Genomic DNA, 25,967 nt, shown 5'->3' on the forward strand with positions numbered 1-25,967 from the left:
GCCGCGTATAAGGAGTATGATGTGAGCGGAGCCGCCGACCTGTCCGGCTACTCAGACGCATCCAGCATCAGCAGCTATGCCCGTATCGCCATGCAGTGGGCCAATCATTCCGGCCTGGTGAACGGTACCAGCGGCGCCACCCTTTCTCCACAGGGCAGCGCCACCCGCGCACAGGTCGCGGTGATCCTGTATCGTTTCTGCGAAGAGGTCCTGGGCGGTATTGAGACGGAAGGCGAGTTCACTGTTACCTTCAAGTATAACTATGGCAGCAAGGGTACTTACGAGACTGTGAAGGTCGATGCTGGCGAGACTGTTGAGAGGCCTAAGAATCCGACCCGCAGCGGCTATGACTTTGACGGCTGGTACACCAAAACGACCGGCGGCACGAAGTTTGATTTTGATGATGCGATTATCGCGGACCTGACTCTGTACGCCCATTGGTCCGGCAACAGCGGCGGCGGTTCCTCCGGCGGCTCCAGCCACAGGCACAGTTATATCGGGACGGTAACCACCCAGCCCACCTGTACCACAGAGGGCGTGAAAACGTATACCTGCTCCTGCGGCGACAGTTACACAGAGGCCATTCCGGCTCTGGGCCACAAGGAAGACAAGCCGATCAGCAACGGCAACGGAACTCACGATATCAAGTGTGTCCGTTTCAACGATTGCGGCCACTATATTTGTGATGACGAAGCCTGTACCTATGATGCGGGCACTGCTGTCGAGGGCGGCACGAAGTATACCTGCACCGTCTGCGGCTATTCCTATGTAGCGCCTGCCGATTCCGGCAAGACCTATGTCGCGTCGATTGGCTCTACCGGCTACGAGACGCTGCAAGCCGCTGTAAATGCCGCCAGTACCAACGACGCCATCGTTCTGCTGGATAACATTCAGCTGACCGCACAGCTCAGCATCGACAAACCCCTGACCATCAACGGCAACGGAAAGACCATTTCCGCAAACAATACATCTTGGAGCGGCGAGAACGGCTACAAGAATCTGGTTCATATCAGTTCCAACAATGTGGCGCTGTCCAATGTGACCCTGAACAGCAGCAGTCAGGCCTGCGGCTTGAACGTCTATCAGGCCACGGGCGTGACCCTGAGCAATGTGACGCTTCAGAACAGCAAGAACGCTGGTCTGGTCGTCAACGCCTCCACAGTGACCGCCACCAACCTGAACACCAGCGGCAACTCTTGGGGCGCGGTCAATGTGGACAAGAGCGGCGCAAAGTTCACCCTGACCAGCGGCACCCTGAGCGAGGCTAACCAAATCTGGAGCGAGCTGCTGGACTGGGACGTCGTGGATGCCCCCGACAGCTATTATCAGTATAACTATATCAGAAGCAGTGATAGCACGGAATTCTTTGTCTGGACTACCACCCTCCCCGCCGAGGCCGCGGCAAAGATCGGCAATGTCTACTACCAGACCCTTGACCTGGCCCTCAAGTACGCAGAAGATGGCGATACCATCACTCTGCTGAAAGATGCCGAGTATACCACCGGCTCCACCCATGACGGTGCCGCTATGTTTGACGGCAATCTGACTATCGAAGGCCAAACCGATAATGTCAAGCTCCATCTGATCGGCCAAGGCGTCACTCCTCTCTATGTCACCAACGGAACTTTGACTATCAAGAACCTGACTGTTACCGATGCGGTAACTTACAACCCGACCTCTTGGTATTGGATGTTCGGAAAAGTGCAGGGCAAGGCCGCTTTTAAGAATGTGACCTTTGAAAACGGCTTCCATGTGACTCAGAATGTTGCTTCCGGCCCTGCTCCTGAGGTCACATTCACGGGCTGCACCTTTAAGAATGCTGAGGATGCCTATTATTCCGCATGGGTCAACGGCGGTACGGTGAGTTTTGACCGCTGCTCCTTCCCCTCTAACCGTGGCTTGAAAATCCATGATGATAATGGTGCCAACGGCACCATCCGTGTAACCAATTGTACCTTTAATAATGCAGGAAAGCCCGGCGTGGCCTTGGGAACTGTTGCGGCTGCGGCGAGCATTTCCATCACGGACAGCACCTTTACCGACTGTGCTGCCGGCGATCAGGGCAACTATATCTATGAGACGGATTCCATCCATCCCACCGCGGAAGGAAACAAGGTGATCCTTGCGGGCGCAGAGCAGACCTGCAAGACGGTTGACAACAAGAACTATGTTGTATTCAACGCCGACGGCATGATGGCGATTGCAGATGTTATCGCTTCCGTGACGCCCAGTGAAGGCAATATCATCTATTTCAAGCTTGCTCAGAATGTGGACATGTCCGGTAAGACCTGGACACCTATGGCTATGCACTGGGCAAATTTTGACGGCCAGGGTCACAAGGTCTCCAACCTGACCTGCGGCATGGACGCCACGGCAAAAAGCGGCTTCGCCGGTTATCTGGGCGCCGGCACCCTGGAAAACCTTACGCTTGAAAACGTAACCGCCGCCGGCGAACAGGCGGGCATCATCGCCGGCAACGCCGAAGCCGGCACCCTTACCAATGTGACGATTGCCGGCGCCAACACCGTCAGCTATCAGGATAGCCCCGACTACGCTGAATCCTGGGGCGGCGTTGGAGCCATCTTCGGCGTAAATACTGCTGGTGAGAGAACTGTCGGCGTTACCGTTGCAGAGGACGCAACCATCACGCTGAACTACAACAGCATGACTACCGAGTCTCCCTATGGCAACGAAAACGCATTTATAGGCAAGGTGCACGTGACTGCCAACAACGGCACTGTGACTGCTGTCGGCAGTTGGGCAAATACCGTGTCCAATGAAATTACCACTATACAGGCTGCCACTGCTTCTGGTAAAGCGGTCGTGTTGAGCGATAATATCACGGTTCCTGCCGACCAGCTTGTGGCTGGCTATGGCAATAACGAGTCTGCGCTGGCCGTTAGGGGCGGCATCTTGGACGGCAACGGCAAAACGCTGTCCGCTGTAGGTCTGGACGACACATGGGACTGCACTGTCTATACTACCGGCGGCACAATCAAGAATCTGACCATTGACAGCGGTTTCCGCGGCATTATGACCGGTGGTCTGTCCTCTGACCTGGTAATCGACAATGTGACCATTGATGGTCCTGTTTATACCATCCATGGTGACAGCAGCACCGTCAGCGAGTATAAACTGCTGGTCAGTAACTCCACCATCAATGGCTGGACTTCCTACAGCAATATGTTTGCAGAAGTGAAGTTTACCAACTGCTCCTTCGGTGAGGGTGCCGGCTACGCCTTCCTGCGTCCTTATCAGGATACCACTTTTGATAGTTGTGACTTTGAAGCCGGTTTCGTCCTAGATCCTTCAATAGCGAAAAACCTTGACTTCACCAACTGCACAATTGCAGGTGTTGCCGTAGCAGACAATCAAGTCAAAGCGCTTCTAACTGCTGGTGCCGCTACCTATGATTCCGAGAACGATGTCTGGTATGCTGAAGATGGTGAAAATACGCTTTCTTATATTTCCTACAACGGTGACGCTTCTGCTGTGGTTATCCCTGATACATTTAATGGTAAATCTGTCACCGCTATCGGAGACCGCGTTTTTGACAGCAACACCACGGTCACTTCCGTCACCCTGCCCGACAGCATTACCAGCATTGGCAACCGTACATTCCGCAAGGCAACGGCACTGAACTCCATCACTCTGCCTGCTGATCTGCAGAAGATTGATGAGGGCGCTTTCCAGCAGTCCGGTCTGACCGGCACCGTGGTCATCCCTGAAAATGTTACGGAAATTGCTGCGAACGCTTTCTACGAGGCAGAAGGAATTACCTCCATTAATGTTCCCGCCGGCGTTACCGTGATCTCCGACAATGCCTTTAGAAACACCGGCATTACTGAAATTACCCTACACGCCGGTATTACCGAAATCGGCAGCATGGCTTTCCGCGACTGTAAAAACCTGACTACCATCAACTACAGCGGGACAATGGAGCAGTGGACGGATATTACTGTTACTGGCAACTGGGTGTTGAATGCTACCGCAGGCACCACAGATACGATCAATATCATTTGCACAGACGGTACTATCGTTCATGGCGTATCCTCTGCAAACCACGGTATCGTTTCTGAAATTCCTAATTCCTGAGTATCGTGCACGGTTGCCACTGATATCATTCTCAATTGGACCAGACCGCAGAAAAACAATTTCCGACTCTCATCCGCCCCTCCCCTATAGGGGAGGGGCTGGCAAAGCAAGCCAAGCGATTTGAAAAGACCACCTAGTGAAAGGGCCGGGGGCTTCGGCTCCCGGCCTCTCCGACCCCTCCAACGCGTTGGAGGGGTCGGAGAGGAAGTACCAAAACAGATCCTGCCATAAAGTTGCCGGAAAAGTACGCACAGACGCCTAAACCTATGGTACAATAGAAAAAAGGCGGGGCAGCCGCAGGCATCACCAACCGGGGGTATCGCCCAACCGGCCCATCAGCAGAAGGAGCGGCGGCATGCGTCATCTCCGTTTCAACGTCTGCGCAGAGAGGAACGATGCAACGGACCATGCAAGTTTCCGCCTGTTCTGCACCGCTGGGAGCGGCGCTGTTTTCCCGGCCTGAAAGAACCGCACCTCCGCCGGCACGGCAGCGCCTATATGCTGGAACGCCCCAACGGCCGCGCACCGATGGGTCTGTTCCGCCGCCGCCGTGAGGAAGCCGGCCCCCTCCGCCACAACAATGCGGTTTCCGCCGTCTCGGCGCGTTTGAAAAAACGCCCGGACCCAGCAGAGCCTTTTGACGGAGCAAAAAACGTCGAGAAAATTCCTTTGCTCTTTGTTATAATAATGCCTGTGAACCAAAGCGCAATACGCTTTGGCCGCAGGGCGCCAGAGACGTTTGGGAGCATGCGGGCATTGTCACAATGCGTATTTCAGGTGAAACACGGATGCGTTTCCCTGAGGAGGCAGGGCCTTGGCCCCGCAGCCCTGCCCCCCGCGGTCGGGCCAAGGATTTTCGCCTGACCGCCTGCGCATCCGGATCAGCACGTCAAAGCAGGTGAAGCGCGTGAAGGAACCGATTCTGGCCGTCCAGCGGATGCAGGACTACATTGAAGCCCACCTGGCCGAGGAGATCACCCTGGCCGGCCTGTCCCGGGCGGCGCTGTTCTCCCCCTGGTACGCCCGCCGCATCTTCCGGGAGCACACCGGCTGCTCCCCTGCCGATTACATCCGCCGCCTGCGGCTTTCCAAGTCCGCCCTGCGGCTGCGGGACGAGCGCATCCGCATCATCGACGCGGCCTATGACTGCGGCTTCGAGAGCGTGGACGGCTACCAGCGGGCCTTTCTGCGGGAGTTCGGCTGCAACCCCAAGGAATATGCCATGCGCCCGGTCCCTCTCGCTCTTTTTACCGCCTACGGCGTCAAATTCCGGGAATATTTGCATAAGGAGCGATGTGAAATGAGCGGGATCAAAAACGTGTTCATCCAAGTGGTGGAGAAGCCTGAGCGTCAGGTCATCCTCAAGCGGGGCGTAAAGGCGGAGGAGTACATGGGCTACTGTGAAGAAGTAGGCTGCGACGTGTGGGGCGTGCTCACCAGCATAAAATCCCTCTGCGGCGAGCCGGTGTGCCTGTGGCTGCGCCCGCCCTACCAGACGCCCGGCACCTCCTCCTACGTGCAGGGCGTGGAAGTGGCGCAGGATTACGACGGCCCCGTCCCCGAAGGCTTCGACGTCATCCGGCTGCCCGCCGCGTCCTATCTGATGTTCCAGGGAGAGCCCTTTGCGGAGGAGGACTTCTGCGAGGCGATCCAGGCGGTGCAGGAGGCCATGGACCGCTACGACCCGGGCCTCATCGGTTACCGCTGGGACGACGAAAATCCCCGTATCCAGCTGGAGCCCCGGGGCGGCAGAGGGTACATCGAACTGCGGGCGGTGAAACGTTCCGAGGCCTGACAACACAAAGCACAGAATGTCAGGCTTTTGCTGCCGAAATCTGCGATAATCCATTCAGACGGAGGAGGGATCTGCCATGGACTGGATCACCGGGATTCAGCGGGCGCTGGACTACACCGAAGCCCACTTGACGGAAGCGATCGACTATGAGCAGGCGGCAAAGCAGGCCTGCTCCTCAGCCTTTCATTTCCAGAGAATGTTTGGGATGCTCTGCGGCTTTACACTGGGGGACTACATCCGTATGCGGCGTCTGACGTTGGCCGCCTGCGCGCTGCAGCAGACGGACGAAAAGGTCATCGACATCGCCATGAAGTACGGCTACGACACCCCGGAGAGTTTTTCCAGAGCCTTCGCCCGGTTCCACGGCATCAGCCCCACCGACGCGCGACGGGGCGGAACGGTCAAATCCTTTTCCAGGTTGTCCGTCAAATTGATTTTAACAGGAGGCAACACGATGGATTACAGAATTGTGGCGAAGGACGCGTTTCCGGTAATCTGCAGAAAAAAACAGGTCTTCAAGCCCCAGGGCGACATGGCCACCGCCGACATTTCGGCATTCTGGAACGAATGCGGCCGGAACGGGACCATAGAGGCCATCTGCAAGTATGCCGATTTCCATCCGATCGGCGGCCTGATGGGCATCTGCTTCTCGGGCGAGATGGACGATTCCGCATTCCCCTACGGGATCGGCGCGCCCTACAACGGGGCCGAGGTGAAGGACGAGGGGCTGGAGGTCATCGAGATCCCGGCGCACACCTACGCGGTTTTCACCTGCAAGGGCAAGATGCCCGATGCGTTCCAAAAGACCTATCAGCAAATCTGCACCGAGTTCTTCCCCCAGAGCAATTACGAGTACGGCAGCGGCGTGGAGCTGGAGGTCTATCCCTCGGCGGACGTCCAAAACCCGGACTATACCTGCGAGATCTGGATCGCCGTAAAAGAGAAACCGTGAGCGCCATACGGCAAGGGAGCGGCCCGAATGGGCCGCTCCCTTGTTCGCTACACCAATTGCCCCGGCAGCTTCCGCTTTTCCCTGGGCGGGAACAGGGCGTCGAACGCCTCCGCGGCCGCCTCGTCCACAAAGTAGCCCTCCGGGTCACGGTATACGCCGGTGACGCCGTCCAGGAAGCCGGGCTCCAGCTCCCGGATCAGGAAGTAGGGCACCTCCGCCTCCCGCGGCTGCGCAAAATAGTGGATGCCGCAGGTCGAGGCCACCACAAAGCCGGATTTTCCGTAAAAGCCGATGTTGCCGGTAATGGCGAGGGCGCCTGCTCCCAGCTTCCGGGCCGCCTCCATGGAGCAGCGGAGCAGACGGGTCCCGTAGCCCTGCCCCTTGCAGTCCGGCGCGATGCTGATGGGGCTGAAGGTCATGATGGGGATGACCCGTCCGTCGTCCCCATGGATCTCGGAGCGCAGATACATCACATGGCCGATCAGCCTGCCGTCCCGCTCCATCACGAAATCCAGCTCCGGGACAAAGGCGGGATCGTCCCGGAGGACGTGCAGGACATAATGCTCCAGACATCCGGGGCGGTACACGTTCCAAAAGGCCTCGCGCGTCAGCTGTTCCGCTTCGCGGTAGTCGTTTTTCGTTTCCAAACGGATGGTGTAATCTTGGTTCATAGGGGTTACCTCCTCAAAATTGTAGCATGGCAATGATGGGAGGTTCGTGAGATCGTGTCCGGCAAACCTCCCGGTCAGCCCACAATCTCCAAGGCGTTGTGTTTCAAACAGCAATCTCCTAACCGTTGATGTTGGCCGGACCGCGGGTCCGGACCACGAGGTGATTATAACCCTGTCGCTGCCAAAACGCAAGATTTGTCTCGGATTTGCGCACAGCCCGGTACACAAGTCTTTCCCTGCAAGGATTTGCGTAGTATACTGGCAGCAAAGGAGCGATTCCGGCGGCAACCGGCGAACTGCTGTTCTTCGGTCTCTCCTGCCGGACGGATTCGCCCCGGGCGGCTGCTGCTGCGGCGCCCTATCCCAACCGCCGGGCCCGCCCCGTCATCGTATTGGAAGCGGCGCAGCCGCCCGGGGCGCAGACGGGCTGGCTGCGGGAGGCACATGACTTCGCACGTGCGAAATAGGAGGGAGCCAGTATGGAACCATCCAACTGTATCGCCCGTCTGACCAGCAGGGACGTGAAAGACGCCCGCGCCTGGGCAGACCAGATCGCGGCGGAAAGCCGGGAAAGCAGCCGCTGGGCGCCCTACCTGGCGGATTTCGCAGCGCTCCTCCGCCACAAAAATTCTCTGGTGCGCAACCGCGCCATTTCCCTTCTCGCCGCCAATGCCCGGTGGGCAAGCGCGGAGGCTTTTGAGGCTCTGATGGACGAATTTTTCCGCCACGTCACCGACGAGAAGCCCATTACCGCCCGGCAGTGCATTCAGGCGCTGCCGGAAATCGCCGCGGCCCAGCCCCGTCTGATCCCCCGCATCCGCCGGACGCTTGAGCACGCCGACCTGAGCCGCTACCGCGACAGCATGCAGCCGCTGATTTTAAAGGATATCACAGCCGTGCTGGGGCAGCTTCCATGAGAAACCGTCTGCCCAGCCTGCTCACCGCAGCACGGTTCCCGCTGGCCCTGGGGCTGCTGGCCGCCGAGGTCTCAACGCGGTTTCTGGCGCTGTACCTGCTCTGCTGCCTGACCGATGTGCTGGACGGCCTGGCCGCCAGGCGCCTGAATGCCTGCTCCGCGTTCGGCGCGCGGCTGGATTCGGCGGCGGATCTGGCGGTAACGGCGGTACTGGTATGGCGGCTTTGGCCCCTGGCCGCCCCGGATCCCTGGCTGACATTGTGGATCTGCGTCGCCGCGGCGGTCCGTCTTGCCGCGGCGCTGGCCGCCCGGCTGCGCTTCGGGCGCTTTGGCTTTCTGCACACCTGGGGAAACAAGTGTACCGGCGTTCTGCTGGCTCTGTACCCCTTTGCGCTGGTGCTGACCGGGTCCCGCTGGACGTTGGTCATCGTCCTCATCGCGGCCAGCCTCTCGTCGCTGGAGGAGTTGGTGATCGAGTGCAGGGCGGAACAGTGGGCGCCGGACCGGCGCGGTCTGTGGGAAAAAAGATAAGGAGTGGTTCCTTCATGGATCGACAGGCGGTCTTGGAATGGGTGCAGCGGCAGTGACGCTTCCGGACGATCCGTGGGCCCGTTATCCCCGCTATGCAGTGCTGCGAAGCCCCGCGGTAAATGGTATGGCGTGATGATGGACGTACCCAGGGACAAACTGGGTTTGGCCGGCACGGGGAACGCGGAGGTACTGAATGTGAAATGTGCCCCACTGCTTGTTGGTTCTCTGTGGCTGCAGGCGGGATTTCTGCCCGCGTATCACATGAACAAGAGCAGCTGGGTCAGTATCCTGCTGAACGGCACGGTTTCGAACGAGGAGATCAAAAACCTGATCGACATGAGCTATACGCTGGTTCAGGCAAAGAGGCGGCGCAAGTCACGGGATTGCGAGGATTAACGCCTGTTTCAAAAAGTGGAAACAGGCCCATCCCCGCAAGATTGGAAACGCCGGCAGGCCGTTTTTTATCGGCATGCGGGGCATGGCAAAAAAGCGGCGCCGTCCCGGACGGCTTGGCCCGTGTTGATTGACGGAGGAAACGGAATGGCAAAAGAAATCGATCCGAAACAGACAAAACGCGCTCCGGCGTTCGAGCTATGGATGAAAGCGCCCATGCCGATGGTGACGCTGTTCAAAACTCTGGATGTAACGCGCCTTGTCCGGGTAAGCCGCAAAAGCGGCTGTAAGTTCCATATGCTCATGTGCTGGTGCATCGGCAAGGCGGCCGCGCAGACGGAGGAATTTTATATTCTCCCGGTCGGGGATAAGCTCATGCAGTATGACAAGCTCGCCGTCAATACCGTCGTTACGACGCGGGATGGCGAGTTAAGCACCTGTGACATTCCCTATTCCGACCACCTGGAGCAATTCAACCTGGATTATCTCAGGCTGACCCAAGCAGTCTGCGCGACCGGGGAAGCGTATTGTCTGGGGGAAGATTGGATGGTGATCGGCACTTCTGCACTGGCCGGCTATGAAATAGACGGTATGGTCAATCTCTACACAGGTTTTTACAACAATCCTTTTCTGCTTTGGGGGAGATATCGCAAGCGATTTTTAAGCACAACGCTTCCCGTCTCTTTTCAATTTCACCATACCCAGATGGACGGCGCTCCTGCCGCACAGTTCCTGGCGCGTCTGCAGGATGAAATGAACCGGCTGACCCTATAGCCCCATGCGCCTCTTCCCTTGGCAAATCACTCCGGATGTTCGGGGGACGGGGATCGGGAGGAGCCCGGTAGCGGGGCCGGAAAAAGGGGCCGCGGCAAGAAGCGGTTTGGGGATACGGATGGCCTTGGTGCGTTTCCGCTTTGCCGCCATCGCGGGCCGGAACGAACCGAAGCAGGTTGACCCGACCTTGGAAGCAAACGGTCCTCCTGCATTGTGTTTTGTACAGCAGAAGAACGGGGAACCCCCCGTCTGTGGAGAGGAGAACGATCACATGTGCGCGGACTTTATCAACTTGACGCCGGAGAACCTGGCAAGTGAGCATTTGTGCTGTATCATCCGCAGCAAAAAGCCCCATCCGGGTGTGGAGGCCAAGCGGCAATGGCTTGCAGAGCGCCTGCGGGAGGGGCATGTCTTTCGAAAGCTCAACGCCAGGGCTGCGGTGTTCGTGGAATACGCACCCCTGGAGACGGCTTGGGTCCCGGTCACCGGGGACAATTACCTCTACCTGTACTGCCTGTGGGTGAACGGCGAACAAAAGGGAAAGGGCTACGGAACGGCGCTGATGGAGTATTGCCTGGCGGATGCCAGGGCGCAGGGAAAATCCGGCGTCTGCATGCTGGGAGCGGCCAAGCAAAAAGCCTGGCTCTCCGACCAGACTTTTGCGAAGAAATATGGCTTTGAGGTGGCCGATACCACGGAAAACGGCTATGCGCTGCTGGCGCTTTCCTTTGATGGGACCATGCCGAAGTTCGCCCCAAACGCAAAGCGGCAGGAAATTGAGCCCAGGGAACTGACCGTTTACTATGATTTTCAGTGTCCCTTTGTTGTTCAAAGCGTGGAGCGGCTCCAGACCTATTGTGAGGAGAACGGGGTCCCGGCATCCTTTCTTCAGGTGGATACGCTGCAAAAAGCAAAGGAGCTGCCCTGCGTATTCAATAACTGGGCGGTGTTTTATCAGGGAAAGTTCCAAACCGTCAATTTACTGGATGTCGCCGGTTTAAAGCGAATCCTTCCATGAGGCCGCGCCATGAAACGGAACGTATTACTGCTCGACCGCATCTCCGCCGTGTTATACGGCGAGCCGTCCGACCGGGTCTGGCTGTTCGTCCACGGCAAATGCGGCTGCAAGGAAGAGGGGGCGGCCTTCGGGGAGATCGTCTGCCCCAAGGGCGCGCAGGTGCTGGCCATTGACCTGCCCGAACACGGCGCACGGAAAGAGGAATCGGGCTTCGTCCCCTGGCAGGTCGTCCCGGAACTGCGGGGCGTGATGGCGTACCTGCGCGGGCGCTGGGGCCACATCAGCCTGCGCTCCAACAGCATCGGCGCGTGGTTTTCCCTGCTGGCCCTGGCGGACATGCCGCCGGAGCAGGCGCTGCTGGTATCGCCGGTGCTGGACATGGAACAGCTGATCCGGAACCGGATGGGATTGGCCCTGGTCGACGAGACGCGGCTGGAGCGTGAGGGCGAGATCGCCACTGATTTCGGCGAGACGCTCTCCTGGCGGTATCTGCAATACGTCCGGGCCCACCCCATCACGAAATGGAACGCCGCTACCGAGATCTTATATGCCGGGCGGGACACCCTGACAGATCGGGATACGGCGGACGCCTTCGCCCGCCGGTTCGGCTGCGGCCTGACCGTCATGGAGCGCGGCGAGCACTGGTTCCACACGCCCGAACAGCTTGCGGTATTGAACGCTTGGGAGGAAAAGCACACAGGGCCCGAGAAGTCTGCAACGGCAATGAAAAATTCCAGGTGCGCTTCCAGACCTTCGCCGGGCGGACGGCCCGGATCATCCAGCATGGGAGTGGCCACTGCGAGGGAATCGTCATCTGAGGAGGGATCCATCTGATCGTTTATTTTACCGGCACCGGCAACAGCCGGTACTGTGCCCAGCAGCTGGCGGACCAACTGGAGGATACGCTGCTGGACGCCGTTCCCTTCATCCGGGACGGCATCGCGGCGGAGCTGTTTTCGGAGAAGCCCTGGGTATTTGCGGCTCCGACTTACGGCTGGCAGCTGCCCCGGGTTTTCGCCCGGCTGATCCAAAACGGCAGTTTTGCGGGCAGCCGGGACGCTTACTTCGTCATGACCTGCGGCAGCGAGATCGGCAATGCAGCGCGGTACAACCAGGCACTCTGCAGGAAAAAAGGGCTCCGCCATCGCGGAACCCTCCCTGTCGTCATGCCGGAAAACTACATCGCCCTGTTCGACGCCCCGGAGGAGGCGGAGGCCCGCAAGATCATCGCCGCCGCCCAGCCCGCGCTGGAGCGCGGTATCGGCTGCATCCGGTCGGGGCGGGACTTCCCCGCAGTCAAGGCCGGTTTGACCGACAAGCTGAAGTCCGGCATTGTCAACGCCGCGTTCTACCGGTTTATCGTCAGGGCCAAGCCCTTCACGGTTTCCGACGCCTGCATCCGCTGCGGCAAGTGTGAAAACGCCTGCCCGCTGGGCAACCTCCGGCTGCGGGACGGGACGCCCGTCTGGGGCGGCCGCTGCACCCACTGCATGGCCTGCATCTGCGGCTGCCCGGCCAGGGCCATCGAGTATGGAACGGCCAGCCGGGGCAAGCCCCGGTATCAGTGCCCGGAGTACGAGAAATAAGACCGGACCATGCCGTTGCATGGGGGCGCGCCCCCCGAATGGTCAGTTTTTCCGCTCCAAGTCCCTCCAGGCGGTAAAGCGGCGCCACAGCAGCCACGCCAGCGCGCTGCTCAGCAGCCCCACGCAAAGGCCTGCCAGCACGTCGCTGGGGAAATGCACCCCCACATACAGCCGGGAGAAGCCCATCAGCGCAGCCAGCGCCACGGCGGCGCGCTTCATCCACCGGCGGGGCAGCGTGCGGCACCAGGCGCCTGCGGCGGCAAAGGCTGCGCAGGTATGGCCGGAAGGAAAGGAGTTGGGATCGTTCTCCGCGATCAGCGGGACCAGCCCCGCCACCGTGTGCCAGGGCCGCGCCCGGCCCACCAGATGCTTCAGCACCACGTTGGTGCAGAGCATGCCGATCAGCAGAGCGAGCAGGCCGAGCATCCCCGCCTTTCGGGTGGGCCGGAACGCCAGCAGCAGCAGGGACAGGGCGATCCATAACAGCCCCACGTCTCCCATGTGGGTATACCCGATCAGAATGGGGTCCAGCAGGGCGCAGCGCAGCGTCTCCTGGATCCACAGCAAAACGGCGCCGTCCGCCGTCCAAAACCATTGGGGCATCCGATCTCCTCCAGACAGCCAAACTGGGGCGGCGGTAAAACCGCCGCCCCGCTCGTTTTCTTCCGCAGGTTCAGTTTTCCTCCCAGACGCAGCTCAGGATGGTGCCGTTGGCCAGCTCGAACTTATCGGTCTTGACAATATGGGTCTTGCCGATACGCACTTCCTGGGTGCCGATCTCCGTGGTGATCACGTTGACCACATTGCACTCGATGGTGAAGGTCAGATCCAGCTTGCCATCCCCGATGGGGAGCACCAGCGCATTGCCGGTATCGCTCAGCCGGGCGCGCTGTTCATGCTCCACGGCGGTCACGCCGGTCACCTGCCCGTTGAGCAGTTCGCCGGAGGCCATCAGCGTGGAGGGGATATGCTCCTGGATATTCTCATAGACTTCCGGCTCCACATTCTCCACCAGCACGGTATACGTAACCTTATACGTCTTGGGATTGATGGCGCTGTTGTTCCCGCCCAAAAACTTCACGCCCAGCACCACCGCCGCCACGATGATCACCAGGATCACCAGCAGGTCCACGATATTGATCTTGCCGAACAGACGGCCCTTTTCATCCATCATCTTTTGCATCCTCCGAGGTTGTAAATTGACATAATACTTGGTACAATACAGGGGTACTCCGGTATTGTACCATATCCGGCCATTGATTCACAAGTCTTTTTTGGAGGTCCTCTTGATGAAGGTCATCCACCTGATTTCCGGCGGCGACAGCGGCGGCGCCAAGACCCACGTCCATTCCCTGCTTCAGAACCTGTCCCGGTGCATCGACGTGACCATGGTCTGCTTTATGGAGGGCCCTTTCGCGCAGGAGGCACGGGCGCTCGGCATCCCTACCGTAGTCTTCCCCGGCCGCAATCTGCTGCGCACTTATTCCGCCCTCAAACGCCTGATCCGCACGGGCGGCTATGAGCTCATCCACTGCCACGGGGCACGGGGCAACATGATGGGCGCCCTGCTGCGGCGCGCTACGGGACTGCCGGTGGTCACCACCGTCCACTCGGACTGGCGGCTGGATTATCTGGGCCGCCCCTTCTCCCGTCTGACCTATGGCAGCATCAACGCGTTTGCCCTGCGCCGGCTGGACTACCGCATCGGCGTGTCCGACGCCATGACCGATCTGCTCATTTCCCGCGGGTTTGATCCGGACCGGCTCTTCACCATCTATAACGGCATCGACTTCACCCCCCGCACGCCCGCGCTCTCCCGCGCGGAGTATTTCCGCTCGGTGGGCCTGCAAGCGGACGAAGACTCCGTGGTTGTCGGTATCGCCGCCCGGCTCAACCCGGTAAAGGACGTGGCCACCCTGGTCCGCGGCTTCGCCCTAGCCGCTTCTTCGTGTCCCAATCTGCGGCTGCTCATCGCCGGAGACGGCGATGAGATGGAGATGCTCAAAAACCTGGCCCGGGAGCTGGGCGTGGAGCGGCAGGTGTGCTTCGCCGGGTGGATCACCGATACCGACAGCTTTTATCACGCCATCGATGTGAATACCCTCACCTCCCTGTCGGAGACCTTTCCCTACTCCCTCACAGAGGGGGCCCGCGCCGCCCTGCCCACGGTGGCCAGCCGGGTGGGCGGCGTACCCTATCTGATCGAGCACGGGATCCACGGCCTTTTGTTCGAGGCCGGGGATGCGGAGGGGCTCTCCCGCCATCTGGCCGCTTTGGCCGGGGACCCCGTCCTGCGGAAACACCTGGGTGAGCGGCTCTACCAGCGGGCCAGACAGGACTACTCCCTGGAGAGCACCCTGGAGCGGCAGCTCACGATCTATGAGACCATCCTGCGCCGAAAGGAACGCGCCTACCGGCGGGACGGGGCCTTGGTGTGCGGCGCCTATGGCCGCGGCAACGCCGGAGACGACGCCATTCTGGAGGCCATCGTCACCGAGCTGCGGCAGATCGACCCGGATCTTCCGGTATGGGTCCTCTCCCGCAATCCGGAGGAGACCCGCCGGACCTATCGGGTCAACTCGATCTACACCTTCGCCTTCCCCCGTTTTCTGTGGCGGATGCACAGGACCCGGCTCTACATCAACGGCGGCGGCTCTCTGATGCAGGACGTGACCAGCCACCGCTCCCTGTGGTTTTATTTGTTTACCATCTCTGCGGCCAAACTGCTGGGCAACCGTGTGATGATGTACGGCTGCGGCATCGGCCCCATCCACGCCCCCGCCAACCGCCGGCGGGCGGCCCGGGTGCTCCAGCGGCATGTGGACGCCATCACCCTGCGGGACACCCACTCCAAGGCGGAGCTGGAGGATATGGGCGTCACCCGGCCGGAGGTCCTCCTCTCCGCCGACCCCACCGTTATCCTCCCCGCGGCCCCGCCCCAGGTGGTGGACGGCCTGCTGGAACGGCAGGGCCTGGATCCCCAGGGGCGTTACATCGGCTTTGCCCTGCGGCCCTGGCCCGGCTTTGAAGAGAAGGCCGCGCTCTTCGGCGCGGCGGCGGACTACGCCTGGGAAGCCTACGGTCTGATCCCCGTGTTTCTGCCCATCGAACGGCGGCTGGATGTGAGCGCCGCCCGGCTGGCCGCCCGGGACATGAAGGCGCCCTATCACATTCTGGAGGATACCGGCCGCTCCGACCACACCATCGGCCTGTTTGCCCGGATGCAGGCCGTGGTATCCATGCGCCTGCACGCGCTGGTCTTTTCCGCCGGACAGGGGGTGCCCCTGGTAGGCGTGGTGTACGACCAGAAGATCAGCTCCTTTTTGTCCTATATCGGCCAGGATCTGTATACCGATCTGGACCAGGTGACGCTGGAAGCCCTGTGCGCCCACATCGACGCCGCCTGCGCGCGCATCGGGGATACGGAATTCCTCTCCGGCGGCGTGGACCGGCTGCGCCAGGTGGAGCGCCGCAACCAGGAGACCGCCCGGCGGCTTCTGGAGGCGAGGTGACCCGGCCATGAACCAATATGTATGCCTGGCCAGCGCTCCGTGGCAGGCCGTACCCACCCGCACCCAGCAGCTGATGACCCGGCTGAAGGGCGCCCAGGTGCTCTATTTTGAGCCGCCGGGCAGGCGCTGGCGGAAGCCGGGGCGCAAACTGCGCCCCGGCCTGACGGTTTATACCCTCCCCCCGGTACCCGCGGTCGAGGAACGCTATCAGCTCCTGTTCCGGGGCGTCTGGCGCCGGCAGGCCCGCTTTATTCAGCAGCAGCTGGACCGCCACCGCTTCCGGGAACCCGTGCTCTGGTGCACCGCTCCCCAGGCGGTACACCTGCTGGAGCACCTGAACTTCCGGGCCCTGGTGTATGACTGCGACCGGGATTGGCCCGGCCTTCCCCTGCGCTGGGAGAGCGATCTGGCTCTGGCCGCCGACGTGATCTTTGCGGCTTCCCAGGGGCTTGCCGATCACCTCTCGCCCTGCAACGACAACATTGCCCTGCTGCCCAACGGCGTCAACCACCCCATGTTCGTGCGGGAGGGCTGCCAATGCCCTGCCTCCCTGCGCCGCCTGGAGGGCCCCGTGCTGGGGTATGCGGGGACGCTCTGGCATGACCTGGATCTGACCCCCGTTCTCCGCGCCGCCGAGCTTCTGCCCCGGTGCTCCTTTGTTTTTCTGGGCCGCCGGGAGGAGAATCCCGCGGCGCGGGCGCTGGAGCGGCTGCCCAACGTGCGCTTTTTGTCCCCGGTGCCACCGGTAGAGGTACCCGATTACCTCTCCCGGTTTGACGTGTGCCTGGACCTTCCCCGGCGGGGCGACCCGGAGAACGACGTGGTGCCCTCCCGGCTGTATGAGTACCTTTCCACTGGAAAACCCGTGGTGGCCCTCTACCGGAGCGAACAGGTGGAACCCTTTCCCGACGTGGTCTACGGCGCGCATTCTCCGGAGGAATACGCCAGGCTCTGCCGACGGGCTCTGGCCGAGACCGGGGACTGGGCCCGCCTGCGCCGCCGGGAGCATGGGGCCCAGGCCGCCTGGAGCCGCCGGGCCGAGGATGTGCAGCGCATTCTGGCGACCATCGGGCTGTATTGACGCTGCAAAGGAGATGACCGGCATGGCCCCCTCATGTTCCGCGGCGCTGGAGCGCGCCCGGGAGGACGGACTTCTGGCGGGCGGACGCTTTCGGGGCGAGACGCTGCGGGGGCTGGACTGCTCCGAGCTGGACCTGAAGGCGCTTTCCTTTGAAGCCTGCCGCTTTACACAGTGCGATTTCACCCGGACCGGCTTTTACGGCGTCCGGCTGGAAGAGTGTGATTTCTCCGGCTGCCGCTTTGCCCAGAGTTACTGGCGGGACTGCGCGCTCACCGGCTGCAAGGGCGAGGGCTGCGACTTCCGCCGCAGCCGTCTCCGCTCGACCCGTATTTCAGGCTCCCGCTTTCGCTACGCCAACTTCTCCGGCGGCGCTTGGGAGAACGTGGAGCTTGCGGACTCCAACTGGAGCGAGAGCGTGCTGACCGAACTGCGGCTGCGCTGCCTGAAGCTGGAGCGGGTGGACTTCACCGGAGCCGATTTCTTCCGCACCTGCCTCAAGGGCGTGGACCTGTCCGAATGTACCATTGATCACATCACGCTCTCGGAGACCTGCGCCGAACTCAAGGGGGCCACTCTGGATGCCGCTCAGGCCGCGGTAGCCGCCCGCATCCTGGGCATTCTGATCCGCTGACCCCCGTCCGTTCATATCTCACCCGCACCCCCCGTACACTGGACGGGGGGTGTTCGTTTGGTTTCTTCCTTTGGGGACTTTCTGGCCCGGGCGGCAGGGGATCCGATTCTGGCGCTGACCGCCCTGCTGGTGCTGGCGGTGGTGCTGGTCAACGGCTGGACGGACGCGCCCAACGCCATCGCCACCGCGGTGGCGACCGGAGTGCTTCCCTTCCGGCGGGCGGCGGTGCTGGCGGCCGTGTGCAATCTGTTGGGCGTGGCCGGTATGACCGCATACAACGCCACGGTGGCCGAGACATTATACACCATTGCAGACTTCGGCGGGGATGGCAGGACCGCTCTGTCCGCTCTGTGCGCGGCCCTGTGCGCCATTGTGGCGTGGGCCGCGCTGGCCTGGCGCTTCGGCATCCCCACCAGCGAGAGCCATGCGCTGGTGGCCGGAGTCACCGGGGCCGCCCTGGCGATGCCCGGCGGGTGGGCCAACGTACAGGGGGCGGCGTGGGGCCGGGTCCTGCTGGGGCTGGGCTTGTCCGTAACTCTGGGGTATTGGGCCGGCGGGTTTTGTCAGCGTCTGTTGGTCCGGCTGCGGCCCGGCGCCGGCCTGCTGCGCCGGGGGCAGGTCGCCGGAGCGGCGGCCATGGCCTTTCTCCACGGGGCGCAGGATGGGCAAAAATTCCTGGGCGTGTTCCTGCTGGGCTGCGCGCTGACGGACGGAGGCCGCGCCGAGGGGGTATTCTCCATTCCGGGCTGGCTGATGCTGCTCTGCGCGGGCGTGATGGCCTTGGGCACCGGTATCGGCGGCAGGCGCATCATCAACACTGTGGGCCGGGATATGGTGTCTCTCTCCCCCGGGGAGGGTTTCGCGGCCGACCTGGGCGGCGCGGCGTGTCTCCTGTTTTGTACGCTGGCAGGACTGCCGGTAAGCACCACCCACGCCAAAACTGCCGCTATCCTGGGCGTGGGCGCGGCCTCCGGCGGCCCGGTGAACCGCGGCGTCGCGGGCGGGATCGCCCTGACCTGGCTGCTCACCTTTCCCGGCTGCGGGGCGCTCGGGTTTCTGCTGGCCCGGCTCTTCCATCCTTAAGAAAACGGTGTTATAATAATGCGTACCGAAGAAAGCCAATTGGCTTTGTTCAGGCGCAAGGTTTTCTGGCAAATGAGCCAGAAAACCTTGCCCCTCCCGCTGGAGCAATACGGCACTCCAGCGGAAATACGCATTGTAACAATGTCTCAATTTCATCAAAGGGGCTACAAATAGCCCCTTTGATGAAATGATGCGGCGGCGGCCGCACCAATAAACCGCTTGACGGTTGCTTCAGCCGACATTCGAATAACGCCTGCTGAAGCAGATGCAATGCGGTTTTTCCGGCGGCGCCGCCGCGGCGCCCGATCCCACAACTGGAGGCTCTGAATGGCAATGAGACCCTATGACACCGTTATCTTTGACCTGGACGGCACCCTGCTCGACACGCTTGGGGATCTGGCCGACAGCACCAACTACGCCCTGGCCCTGCACGGCCTGCCCGCGCGCACGCTGGAGGAGGTCCGTCAGTTTGTGGGCAACGGCGTGGCCCGTCTGCTCCATCTGGCCGTGCCCCGCGGTACCCCGCCGGAGCTGGAGGCGCGCTGTCTGGCTGATTTTCGGGCCCACTACCTGTTGAATATGGAGCACAGGACCGCTCCCTACCCCGGTATTCTGGAGCTGCTGGACCGGCTGCGGGCACAGGGCATCCAGACGGCGGTGGTCTCCAATAAGTTTGACGGCGCGGTCAAGGGACTGTGCCTGACGTATCTGGGGGAGCGTATCCCGGTCGCCATCGGGGAATCCCCCAACGTGGCCCGAAAGCCCGCCCCCGATACGGTCTTCCGCGCGTTGGAGGAGCTGGGCGCCGCCCGGGAGCGGGCGGTCTACGTGGGGGATTCCGATGTGGATATCCAGACCGCGCAGAACGCCGGTCTGCCCTGTATCTCGGTCAGCTGGGGATTTCGGGACGCCGCTTTTCTCACCGCACACGGCGCCCAGACCATTGCGGACAACCCCGCCGCCCTCTGGGCGCTTCTCTCCGGCGGCAAGGAATAAGCCTCCGGCCCGGCCGGAGGCCTTGCGGCTGCGGCGCGCTGGCCGGCGCACGGAAGGACCGTACTCTGCGGAAGGAGCTGTCAATGCCTAAGATCGTTGAGGTAACCGACGTTACACTGCCGGAACTGGATCTCTTTGCCCGCCTGACGGAAGCCCAGCTGCGCAACCGACTGGAGCCGGAAAAGGGGATCTTTATCGCGGAAAGCCCCAAGGTGATTGAGCGGGCCCTGGACGCCGGATATGAGCCCGTCGCCCTTTTGATGGAGCGCAGGTACATCGATGGACAGGGCCAGGGCGTCATTGCCCGCTGCGGAGCCATCCCCGTCTATACCGCTGCCCGGGAGCTGCTGGCCCAATTGACCGGGTACCCATTGACCCGCGGCGTGCTGTGCGCGATGCACCGTCCCCCCCTGCCCAGTGTGGAGGAGGTATGCTCCGGCGCACGCCGGGTTGCGGTCCTGGAAGGGATCGTGGATTCGACCAACATCGGCGCCATCTTCCGCTCCGCCGCCGCACTGAATATGGACGCCGTGCTGGTCACCCCGTCGTGCAGCGACCCGCTGTACCGCCGTGCAGTACGGGTCAGCATGGGCAGCATTTTTCAGATCCCGTGGACCAGGATTGGAAGCGACGCCTCCCAGTGGCCGCAGCCTGGGATCGCGCGCCTGCAGGAGCTGGGTTTTAAGACCGCCGCCATGGCTTTGAGCGAATCCTCCGTCCCCATCGACGATCCGCGGCTGATGGCAGAGGAGAAGTTGGCGGTCCTGTTCGGCACGGAAGGCGACGGTCTGTCGCCCCGCACGCTCGCCTGTTGTGATTACACCGTGCGGATCCCCATGTCTCACGACGTGGATTCGCTGAACGTGGCTGCGGCCAGCGCGGTCGCTTTCTGGCAGCTCAGGCCCCGTTGAGCGTGCAGAGGAATGCGGAGAATCATGCACGACGGAGCCCTTTGTTCGCTCCGCTTAGTACTTTTTGCTTAAAGGACAATACGGCGTGTCAACCGTTCCAGGACCGCTAAGGCGCTCCATGCGGCTAAATCGGGCCCTATGGTTCCAAGTTCAGTTCGAATCTCTGCGTTTCCAAAGCTCCCGGAGAGTTGTGTGGTGAAGCTGACATTCTCGCCGGGCCGTACCGGCTCCACTGATGCGGGCGTGTCCTCCACCCCGTTGGTGGCCAGCGCTACCGAAACCGCCACGTTCATATGATCCGGATACCGTCGATAGAGTTCCCCCGCGTTGCCGGAGCAAAAGTCGGCCATCGTCCGCAGGGCGGGGTCTCCCTCTCCGGATGCGCGGGGGTGCTTGCGTTTGGTGAAGGAGACCTCCACCGGCCCCATCAGCCGGGCCGCCGCCATAATATCAAAGCCTCCCACCACGCCAGGGACCAGGTGGACTCTCCGGTCATACTGCACGGCGGCCTGTTCCACTTGTTCATAGAACACCGGATCGCTGAATACACCCGTCGACAAAGCGATCAGATCGGCTCCCCCGGCCAAAACGGCCACGGCATACTGCCGCACGACCTGACCTGCAGCGGCCTCGATCACATAATCCGGTCCGAAGGCCAGCAGGGATGCGATGCTGTCCGCGGCCGGGCAGGACAACTTCTCGGCCAGGGCGTGGGTCCTCCTCTGCGTGCGGCCGAACACCCCCCACAGGGCCACGCCTTCCACCCTTCCCTGGGCCAGGGCCCCGGCAATCAAAGTGCCCAGGCGGCCGCAACCTAGTACTGCTACCTTTTTCATTCGGAGTCGGTCCTCTCTCCGTCCAGCGCCGTGTAAGCCAGCAGGCGTGCAGATTTTCTCCTCTGCCCGGCGCCGAAGGTCTCCTTCTCTACCAACTGCAGGGCTCCATAGGGGCATACCCGTACACATGCTGGCTGCATACCGCGGCGCACCCGCTCGATACAGCCGTCGCACTTGACCATCTTGCCCGCCCGGTCAAAGCAGGGCGCGGCAAAGGGACAGGCCATGGCGCAACTGTGGCAGCCAATGCAGTTTGTCTGATCATAGACCGTAAAGCCGGTATCCGTATCCTTCTTCAGGCACCCGGCGGGACAGCCCTGTACGCAGGGTGCCTGTGCGCAGTGCATGCAGGCCATGGACAGGTAGCGCACGGGGGCATCCTTTCCACTTCCCTGCTCTATGACAAAGCACTGGCGAAAGGGCTCGTCTCCTTCCTGCGGCTGCACATCGTTCTGGTCCATGCACGCCACGGCACATGCGCCGCAGCCGATACATTTTCTGGTATCCAGCAGGAAAATATAGCTCATTTCCGTACCTCCGCCTTCTCCACACGGCAGCGGACCTGCTTGAAGCCCGGGAAGCCGGAATAGGGATCCAGGTGATCTCTGGGTATGATTTGATTGACGTTGGCCTCCGAATAGCCGTGATACATATTGACTTCTCCGGGCGCAGAAATGGCACTGACATTGGCCTTGACCTTGATACGGCCCACCCGGGTGGTCAAATAGATCTCATCTCCCTGGCCGATCTCCATCCGCTTAGCATCCTCCGGATTCAGGTCGGCCGCCGGGTCGGGCCGCAGGCTGCGCAGCCAAGGCACGTCGTGCAGACGGGAGTGGACCGCATTGGGGATACGCCCGCCCGTAATCAGTGTCATGGGAAGTTCTCCGTTTTCCGGACTGTCGTAGCCATCCACAAATACGGGCAGAGGGTTGAGTCCATGTGAGTGTTCATATTTGGCGATCCGCTCACTGTACAGTTCGATTTTTCCGCTGGGCGTATCCAGCGGCGCAGAAAAGTAGTCTGGCGTCTTTGGACAGGGGATCTTCAGGGGTACTCCACCGGCCTTCACCGCATCTAGGTCCACGTCTACATCCCGGAACATATGCTTGACGCACGTATCATAACCACTGCAAAGCAGAGGATCATCCAGCGCCAGGGCGCTGGCCACCCGAGACATGATCTCCACGTCATCCAGGCTCTCATAGAGCGGTGCAATAGCTGGACTGGTGTAGTTGACAAAGCCTCCGCCATAACATTTGACCTCACTGCGCTCAAAGGAGGTACAGGCAGGCATGACAATATCGGCGTACCGGCAAAAATCGGTCCAAAACAAATCGGTTGCTGCCACAAAGTCCAGATCTGCCGCCATTTCCAGCAGTCTGGAGGACTCCAGGTACATACGGTTGTTGACGCCATGGGCATAGATGGCACGGATGGGATAGGGCTCGCCCTTCTCCCATTGCCGCACCAAATCCATGCCCTGGGCCTCGGGCAGCATCTCAGACCACAAGGGGAACCGTGCTGAGCCGATCTTCGGCCGGGCATTCCGCGGGAACCGTTCTTCTACGAACTCATCCTCCCGGGTACGGAAACCCGCCGCCATATCCGCAAAGGTCTCGAAGGTCGGAACTATGGTTCCCGGCTTATTCACATTTCCGGTCAGAGCATTCAGACAGATCACCGCTCTGTGGCTGGGCAGGCCGTTTGCGTGGTGACTCAGGCCGTTGCTGGGCTGGATGATAGCGGTCTTTGCCGTGCCGATGAGCTGGGCCAGTTCCCGGATTTCCCCTTCCGGCACGCCGGTAATACGCACCGCCTCCTCCACCGTATAGCCCATGACCATGTCCCGATAGGCGGCGAAGCCGTGGACATGCTTCTGGATAAAGTCCATATCCGCCCAGCCGTTTTCGATGATAAGCCTGGCCACCGTATTGGCCAGATAACCGTCGGTCCCGACACGGGGGCGGATATACAGATCGGCACACTGGACGGCCGTGGGCGTACGGCGCGGATCAATGATGACCACCCTGCCCCCTTTTTCCTTGTACTGGTAGTAGTTTCGCCCCATGGGGTAGGCGCTGACCAACGGATTACAGGCCCATCCCACCAACACCTCCGGCATTCCAAGCACATCAGGGCGCATCTCGCTGCCGTAGGTCAGCTGCCAGCTCATGACCTCCGAACGATGGCAGGTGCTGGACTCCGTGAGATAATTGGGACTGCCGAACGAGTAGGCCAGTCGGTGCAGGAAGGGGCGATACCACTTGGGGTAACCCGTCATGAAGGCCACGGCCTCCGCTCCGTGGCGGGCCTTGACCCCATTGAGCCCCATAGCGACGGCGGCGACCGCCTCGTCCCAGGAAATGGATTCGAACTTGCCCGATCCACGGGGTCCAGTCCGGCGCATAGGCGTGCGGATACGGTCCTTCCGGTAGATGTACTGACGGTTGGCCGCGCCTTTGGTACACAGGGCTCCATTATTGGTAGGAAAGCCGGCAGTTCCCTCCACCTTGATCACTACGCCGTCCTTTATATAGGCGTCTACACCACATTGGGGACCCGGAGTACAGATATCACACATGGTATGACGGACTTCGATGCCCGTCTCCGGGCCCGGGATTTTGGCATGGACCAGTTGCTCCAATTCACTCATAGCTGTCATTCGCCTCCTATGCGCCGGATGAACGCCCGGCTCAGTCCGCCGGCCGCCAGCAGTCCCTGCTGGGCCGGAGTCAGCCGCGCCTCTCCTCCCAGCAGACGCTTTGTCAGATGGTTTTTCAAAATACCGCTGATGCGGTAATTGCCGAAGAGATTTATACTGTTGAGCTTTCCGTCCTCCAGTATGGCCTCCACAGTAAACCCCTTTTCCCGGAAACTGCAGCGTTCGCCAGGCAGATTGGGATCGCCCAGTCCAATAAAATCCATATCGAAGAAGTGCGTAATATTGTGCAGGATATTCCCATAGTACCGGCAGAACTGCCCGGCCATGTTCCGTCCCGCACAATCTCCCTGAGCTCCCGCGTTGGCCCACAGGCCGATGACGGCAGTCTTTCCGGTCTGGAGATTCACGCCCTCGCAGCAGTCGCCGGCCGCGTAGATGCCGGGGACATTGGTGCGCATGCCCTCATCGACTACGATCCCCCGCTCGATCTGCACGTTTTCTCCCTCCAGTACCTGAGTATTTGCTACCAGCTCCACATTGGCCCGGGTCCCGATGCATAGGCACACCAAGTCGGCCTCCAGCGTCCGTCCATCCGCCAGCGTCACCCCTTTCGGCGTAACAGCGGATACTTGGGCCCGGAAAATTAAGTCCAGGCCCCGCTCTTCCAGCCTCTGCTGGATGGCATGGGCAGTACTCTCATACGCAGCCAGCGGAAACAGATAGGGTGCGCCGTCGGCCAGGGTCACCTCCACGCCGCGGCGGTAGAGCAGCTCCGCTACCTTGATGCCCACCATCGAGCCGCCCACGACCACCGCACGCTTCACTCCACCCTGCTCCAGGCGCCGGCGCAGTCTCTGCGCATCGTTCAGCGTACGCATCAGGAAGAAATCTCCGCTCCCCCGCCGCAGCGGCCCCGGCACCAGCGCGCTGGCACCGGTGGCGATAAGGATGGCGTCGAAGCCACGCATCTGACCTCCTTCCAGCTCAATGCTCCTATGGGCCGTATCAACACGACGTACCCGCATGTCAGAATAGAGCTCCAGGGACAGCTTCCGTTGGATTTCTTCCATTCCGCCAAAGGGAAATACCCCATCCAGTTCCAGTTTCTCTGAGGCGTAGTAAGTCGTCAGCATGGGGTTGAAGGGCGGCTGCCCAGTATCGCTGAACACAGCGATACGGCCCGACGGATCCAGCTGCCGAATGGCTCTGGCCGCATGAAAGCCCGCACAGCCAAACCCTACGATGGCATAGTTTTTCATAGTTCCTCCTGTAAAAGCAGGTTTTGCATGCCGGTTCCATCCCGGCATGCAAAACCTGCTCAACTATGGCGCGTTTAGTCCTTCTTTTTATTGAGCACCGCCATACACTCGATCTCTACCAGGAATTCCGGACGGGCCAGGCAGCCCGCCTGCAGGATGGTGCTGGCGGCGGGATGCTCCGCCAGTTCGGGGGCGTATTCCTGATAGAACTTCAGCTCCGTGGCGCGCATGACCGGGTAATCCTTGATGTCCTTGAGCATGA

The 25,967-nt window shown here is 61.1% G+C and carries 24 protein-coding genes; 16 read left to right on the forward strand and 8 right to left on the reverse strand.

The genetic code is table 11. The features are described 5' to 3' along the window. Positions 1-21 precede the first annotated feature (21 nt). From MR825_RS10005 to MR825_RS10015, 3 genes are all read left to right on the forward strand, one after another. Complete coding sequence (locus MR825_RS10005; protein WP_287880545.1) at positions 22-4,095, forward strand: leucine-rich repeat protein; 4,074 nt, start codon at positions 22-24, stop codon at positions 4,093-4,095. A 907-nt stretch (positions 4,096-5,002) separates the two neighbouring features. Then, positions 5,003-5,890 (forward strand): AraC family transcriptional regulator, encoded by an 888-nt coding sequence (locus MR825_RS10010; RefSeq protein WP_287880547.1) that lies wholly within the window; start codon positions 5,003-5,005, stop codon positions 5,888-5,890. Between the two features lie 76 nt (positions 5,891-5,966). After that, on the forward strand, positions 5,967-6,842 hold the full coding sequence (locus MR825_RS10015; RefSeq protein ID WP_287880548.1) for an effector binding domain-containing protein: 876 nt from the start codon (positions 5,967-5,969) through the stop codon (positions 6,840-6,842). 47 nt (positions 6,843-6,889) lie between these two features. On the opposite strand, the gene MR825_RS10020 is transcribed toward MR825_RS10015, so the two are convergent. Further along, on the reverse strand, positions 6,890-7,513 hold the full coding sequence (locus MR825_RS10020; protein ID WP_287880550.1) for a GNAT family N-acetyltransferase: 624 nt from the start codon (positions 7,511-7,513) through the stop codon (positions 6,890-6,892). Between the two features lie 479 nt (positions 7,514-7,992). On the opposite strand from MR825_RS10020, the gene MR825_RS10025 reads away from it, so the two are divergent. The 7 genes from MR825_RS10025 to MR825_RS10055 all read left to right on the forward strand — a co-directional run bounded on the left by MR825_RS10025 (position 7,993) and on the right by MR825_RS10055 (position 12,731). After that, positions 7,993-8,430: a SufBD protein gene (locus MR825_RS10025; RefSeq protein ID WP_256176308.1), complete on the forward strand. Its 438-nt coding sequence runs from the start codon at positions 7,993-7,995 to the stop codon at positions 8,428-8,430. Further along, entirely contained in the window at positions 8,427-8,960 is a 534-nt protein-coding gene (locus MR825_RS10030) for a CDP-alcohol phosphatidyltransferase family protein (RefSeq protein ID WP_186908490.1), read from the forward strand. Before MR825_RS10025 ends, MR825_RS10030 begins: the two co-directional genes overlap by 4 nt. Positions 8,961-9,095: 135 nt before the next feature. Beyond that, on the forward strand, positions 9,096-9,356 hold the full coding sequence (locus MR825_RS10035) for an MmcQ/YjbR family DNA-binding protein (protein WP_243204827.1): 261 nt from the start codon (positions 9,096-9,098) through the stop codon (positions 9,354-9,356). A gap of 144 nt (positions 9,357-9,500) precedes the next feature. Then, a complete protein-coding gene (locus tag MR825_RS10040; protein ID WP_256176305.1) occupies positions 9,501-10,127 on the forward strand; it encodes a CatA-like O-acetyltransferase, family 2 in 627 nt (208 codons plus the stop codon). Between the two features lie 271 nt (positions 10,128-10,398). Further along, positions 10,399-11,145 carry a GNAT family N-acetyltransferase gene (locus tag MR825_RS10045; RefSeq protein WP_186908488.1) on the forward strand — a complete coding sequence of 249 codons (747 nt, stop codon included), beginning with the start codon at positions 10,399-10,401 and terminating at the stop codon, positions 11,143-11,145. A gap of 9 nt (positions 11,146-11,154) precedes the next feature. Beyond that, positions 11,155-11,979 carry an alpha/beta hydrolase gene (locus MR825_RS10050; RefSeq protein ID WP_287880555.1) on the forward strand — a complete coding sequence of 275 codons (825 nt, stop codon included), beginning with the start codon at positions 11,155-11,157 and terminating at the stop codon, positions 11,977-11,979. After that, positions 11,979-12,731: an EFR1 family ferrodoxin gene (locus MR825_RS10055; RefSeq protein WP_353845879.1), complete on the forward strand. Its 753-nt coding sequence runs from the start codon at positions 11,979-11,981 to the stop codon at positions 12,729-12,731. The genes MR825_RS10050 and MR825_RS10055 overlap by 1 nt, the downstream gene beginning before the upstream one ends. Before the next feature lie 42 nt (positions 12,732-12,773). Here MR825_RS10055 and MR825_RS10060 read toward each other — a convergent pair whose 3' ends face one another. Both MR825_RS10060 and MR825_RS10065 read right to left on the reverse strand, forming a co-directional pair. Further along, on the reverse strand, positions 12,774-13,334 hold the full coding sequence (locus tag MR825_RS10060; RefSeq protein WP_186908487.1) for a phosphatase PAP2 family protein: 561 nt from the start codon (positions 13,332-13,334) through the stop codon (positions 12,774-12,776). 70 nt (positions 13,335-13,404) lie between these two features. Beyond that, complete coding sequence (locus tag MR825_RS10065) at positions 13,405-13,905, reverse strand: DUF4330 domain-containing protein (RefSeq protein ID WP_186908486.1); 501 nt, start codon at positions 13,903-13,905, stop codon at positions 13,405-13,407. 115 nt (positions 13,906-14,020) lie between these two features. Here MR825_RS10065 and csaB point away from each other — a divergent pair, with 115 nt between their 5' ends. From csaB to MR825_RS10095, 6 genes are all read left to right on the forward strand, one after another. Then, positions 14,021-16,243: a polysaccharide pyruvyl transferase CsaB gene (gene csaB, locus MR825_RS10070; RefSeq protein ID WP_287880559.1), complete on the forward strand. Its 2,223-nt coding sequence runs from the start codon at positions 14,021-14,023 to the stop codon at positions 16,241-16,243. Positions 16,244-16,250: 7 nt separating this feature from the next. Next, positions 16,251-17,324 (forward strand): glycosyltransferase family protein, encoded by a 1,074-nt coding sequence (locus tag MR825_RS10075; RefSeq protein ID WP_243204822.1) that lies wholly within the window; start codon positions 16,251-16,253, stop codon positions 17,322-17,324. Between the two features lie 22 nt (positions 17,325-17,346). Continuing rightward, positions 17,347-17,955 (forward strand): pentapeptide repeat-containing protein, encoded by a 609-nt coding sequence (locus MR825_RS10080; protein ID WP_287880561.1) that lies wholly within the window; start codon positions 17,347-17,349, stop codon positions 17,953-17,955. A gap of 57 nt (positions 17,956-18,012) precedes the next feature. Beyond that, positions 18,013-19,038 carry an inorganic phosphate transporter gene (locus MR825_RS10085; RefSeq protein ID WP_287880563.1) on the forward strand — a complete coding sequence of 342 codons (1,026 nt, stop codon included), beginning with the start codon at positions 18,013-18,015 and terminating at the stop codon, positions 19,036-19,038. A 333-nt stretch (positions 19,039-19,371) separates the two neighbouring features. Beyond that, positions 19,372-20,034: an HAD family hydrolase gene (locus MR825_RS10090; RefSeq protein ID WP_186908511.1), complete on the forward strand. Its 663-nt coding sequence runs from the start codon at positions 19,372-19,374 to the stop codon at positions 20,032-20,034. Between the two features lie 83 nt (positions 20,035-20,117). Next, positions 20,118-20,945: a TrmH family RNA methyltransferase gene (locus tag MR825_RS10095; protein ID WP_287880566.1), complete on the forward strand. Its 828-nt coding sequence runs from the start codon at positions 20,118-20,120 to the stop codon at positions 20,943-20,945. Positions 20,946-21,013: 68 nt separating this feature from the next. Here MR825_RS10095 and MR825_RS10100 read toward each other — a convergent pair whose 3' ends face one another. The 5 genes from MR825_RS10100 to MR825_RS10120 all read right to left on the reverse strand — a co-directional run. After that, a complete protein-coding gene (locus MR825_RS10100) occupies positions 21,014-21,781 on the reverse strand; it encodes a DUF108 domain-containing protein (protein WP_186908481.1) in 768 nt (255 codons plus the stop codon). Then, positions 21,778-22,308: a 4Fe-4S dicluster domain-containing protein gene (locus MR825_RS10105; RefSeq protein ID WP_256176297.1), complete on the reverse strand. Its 531-nt coding sequence runs from the start codon at positions 22,306-22,308 to the stop codon at positions 21,778-21,780. Before MR825_RS10105 ends, MR825_RS10100 begins: the two co-directional genes overlap by 4 nt. After that, complete coding sequence (locus MR825_RS10110; protein ID WP_186908479.1) at positions 22,305-24,437, reverse strand: molybdopterin-containing oxidoreductase family protein; 2,133 nt, start codon at positions 24,435-24,437, stop codon at positions 22,305-22,307. The genes MR825_RS10105 and MR825_RS10110 overlap by 4 nt, the downstream gene beginning before the upstream one ends. Positions 24,438-24,442: 5 nt before the next feature. Continuing rightward, the gene (locus MR825_RS10115; protein ID WP_287880569.1) at positions 24,443-25,705 is read right to left on the reverse strand and encodes an NAD(P)/FAD-dependent oxidoreductase; all 1,263 of its coding nucleotides are present in this window, start codon (positions 25,703-25,705) and stop codon (positions 24,443-24,445) included. A gap of 74 nt (positions 25,706-25,779) precedes the next feature. Then, positions 25,780-25,967, reverse strand: a 188-nt coding sequence (locus MR825_RS10120; RefSeq protein ID WP_287880571.1) for a RidA family protein, incomplete at its 5' end; no start/stop codon positions are given.

Source organism: Lawsonibacter sp. (assembly GCF_022777125.1).
Lineage (GTDB): Bacteria > Bacillota > Clostridia > Oscillospirales > Oscillospiraceae > Lawsonibacter_A > Lawsonibacter_A hominis.

Coding starts and splice junctions, on each gene's coding strand:
- MR825_RS10080 (WP_287880561.1), top strand. CDS start 17,347: ATGGCCCCCTCATGTTCCGCGGCGCTGGAGCGCGCCCGGGAGGACGGA.
- MR825_RS10060 (WP_186908487.1), bottom strand. CDS start 13,334: ATGCCCCAATGGTTTTGGACGGCGGACGGCGCCGTTTTGCTGTGGATC.
- MR825_RS10115 (WP_287880569.1), bottom strand. CDS start 25,705: ATGAAAAACTATGCCATCGTAGGGTTTGGCTGTGCGGGCTTTCATGCG.
- MR825_RS10065 (WP_186908486.1), bottom strand. CDS start 13,905: ATGATGGATGAAAAGGGCCGTCTGTTCGGCAAGATCAATATCGTGGAC.
- MR825_RS10110 (WP_186908479.1), bottom strand. CDS start 24,437: ATGAGTGAATTGGAGCAACTGGTCCATGCCAAAATCCCGGGCCCGGAG.
- MR825_RS10015 (WP_287880548.1), top strand. CDS start 5,967: ATGGACTGGATCACCGGGATTCAGCGGGCGCTGGACTACACCGAAGCC.
- MR825_RS10095 (WP_287880566.1), top strand. CDS start 20,118: ATGCCTAAGATCGTTGAGGTAACCGACGTTACACTGCCGGAACTGGAT.
- MR825_RS10040 (WP_256176305.1), top strand. CDS start 9,501: ATGGCAAAAGAAATCGATCCGAAACAGACAAAACGCGCTCCGGCGTTC.
- MR825_RS10045 (WP_186908488.1), top strand. CDS start 10,399: ATGTGCGCGGACTTTATCAACTTGACGCCGGAGAACCTGGCAAGTGAG.
- MR825_RS10025 (WP_256176308.1), top strand. CDS start 7,993: ATGGAACCATCCAACTGTATCGCCCGTCTGACCAGCAGGGACGTGAAA.
- MR825_RS10090 (WP_186908511.1), top strand. CDS start 19,372: ATGAGACCCTATGACACCGTTATCTTTGACCTGGACGGCACCCTGCTC.
- MR825_RS10100 (WP_186908481.1), bottom strand. CDS start 21,781: ATGAAAAAGGTAGCAGTACTAGGTTGCGGCCGCCTGGGCACTTTGATT.
- csaB (WP_287880559.1), top strand. CDS start 14,021: ATGAAGGTCATCCACCTGATTTCCGGCGGCGACAGCGGCGGCGCCAAG.
- MR825_RS10035 (WP_243204827.1), top strand. CDS start 9,096: ATGGACGTACCCAGGGACAAACTGGGTTTGGCCGGCACGGGGAACGCG.
- MR825_RS10020 (WP_287880550.1), bottom strand. CDS start 7,513: ATGAACCAAGATTACACCATCCGTTTGGAAACGAAAAACGACTACCGC.
- MR825_RS10050 (WP_287880555.1), top strand. CDS start 11,155: ATGAAACGGAACGTATTACTGCTCGACCGCATCTCCGCCGTGTTATAC.
- MR825_RS10030 (WP_186908490.1), top strand. CDS start 8,427: ATGAGAAACCGTCTGCCCAGCCTGCTCACCGCAGCACGGTTCCCGCTG.
- MR825_RS10075 (WP_243204822.1), top strand. CDS start 16,251: ATGAACCAATATGTATGCCTGGCCAGCGCTCCGTGGCAGGCCGTACCC.
- MR825_RS10105 (WP_256176297.1), bottom strand. CDS start 22,308: ATGAGCTATATTTTCCTGCTGGATACCAGAAAATGTATCGGCTGCGGC.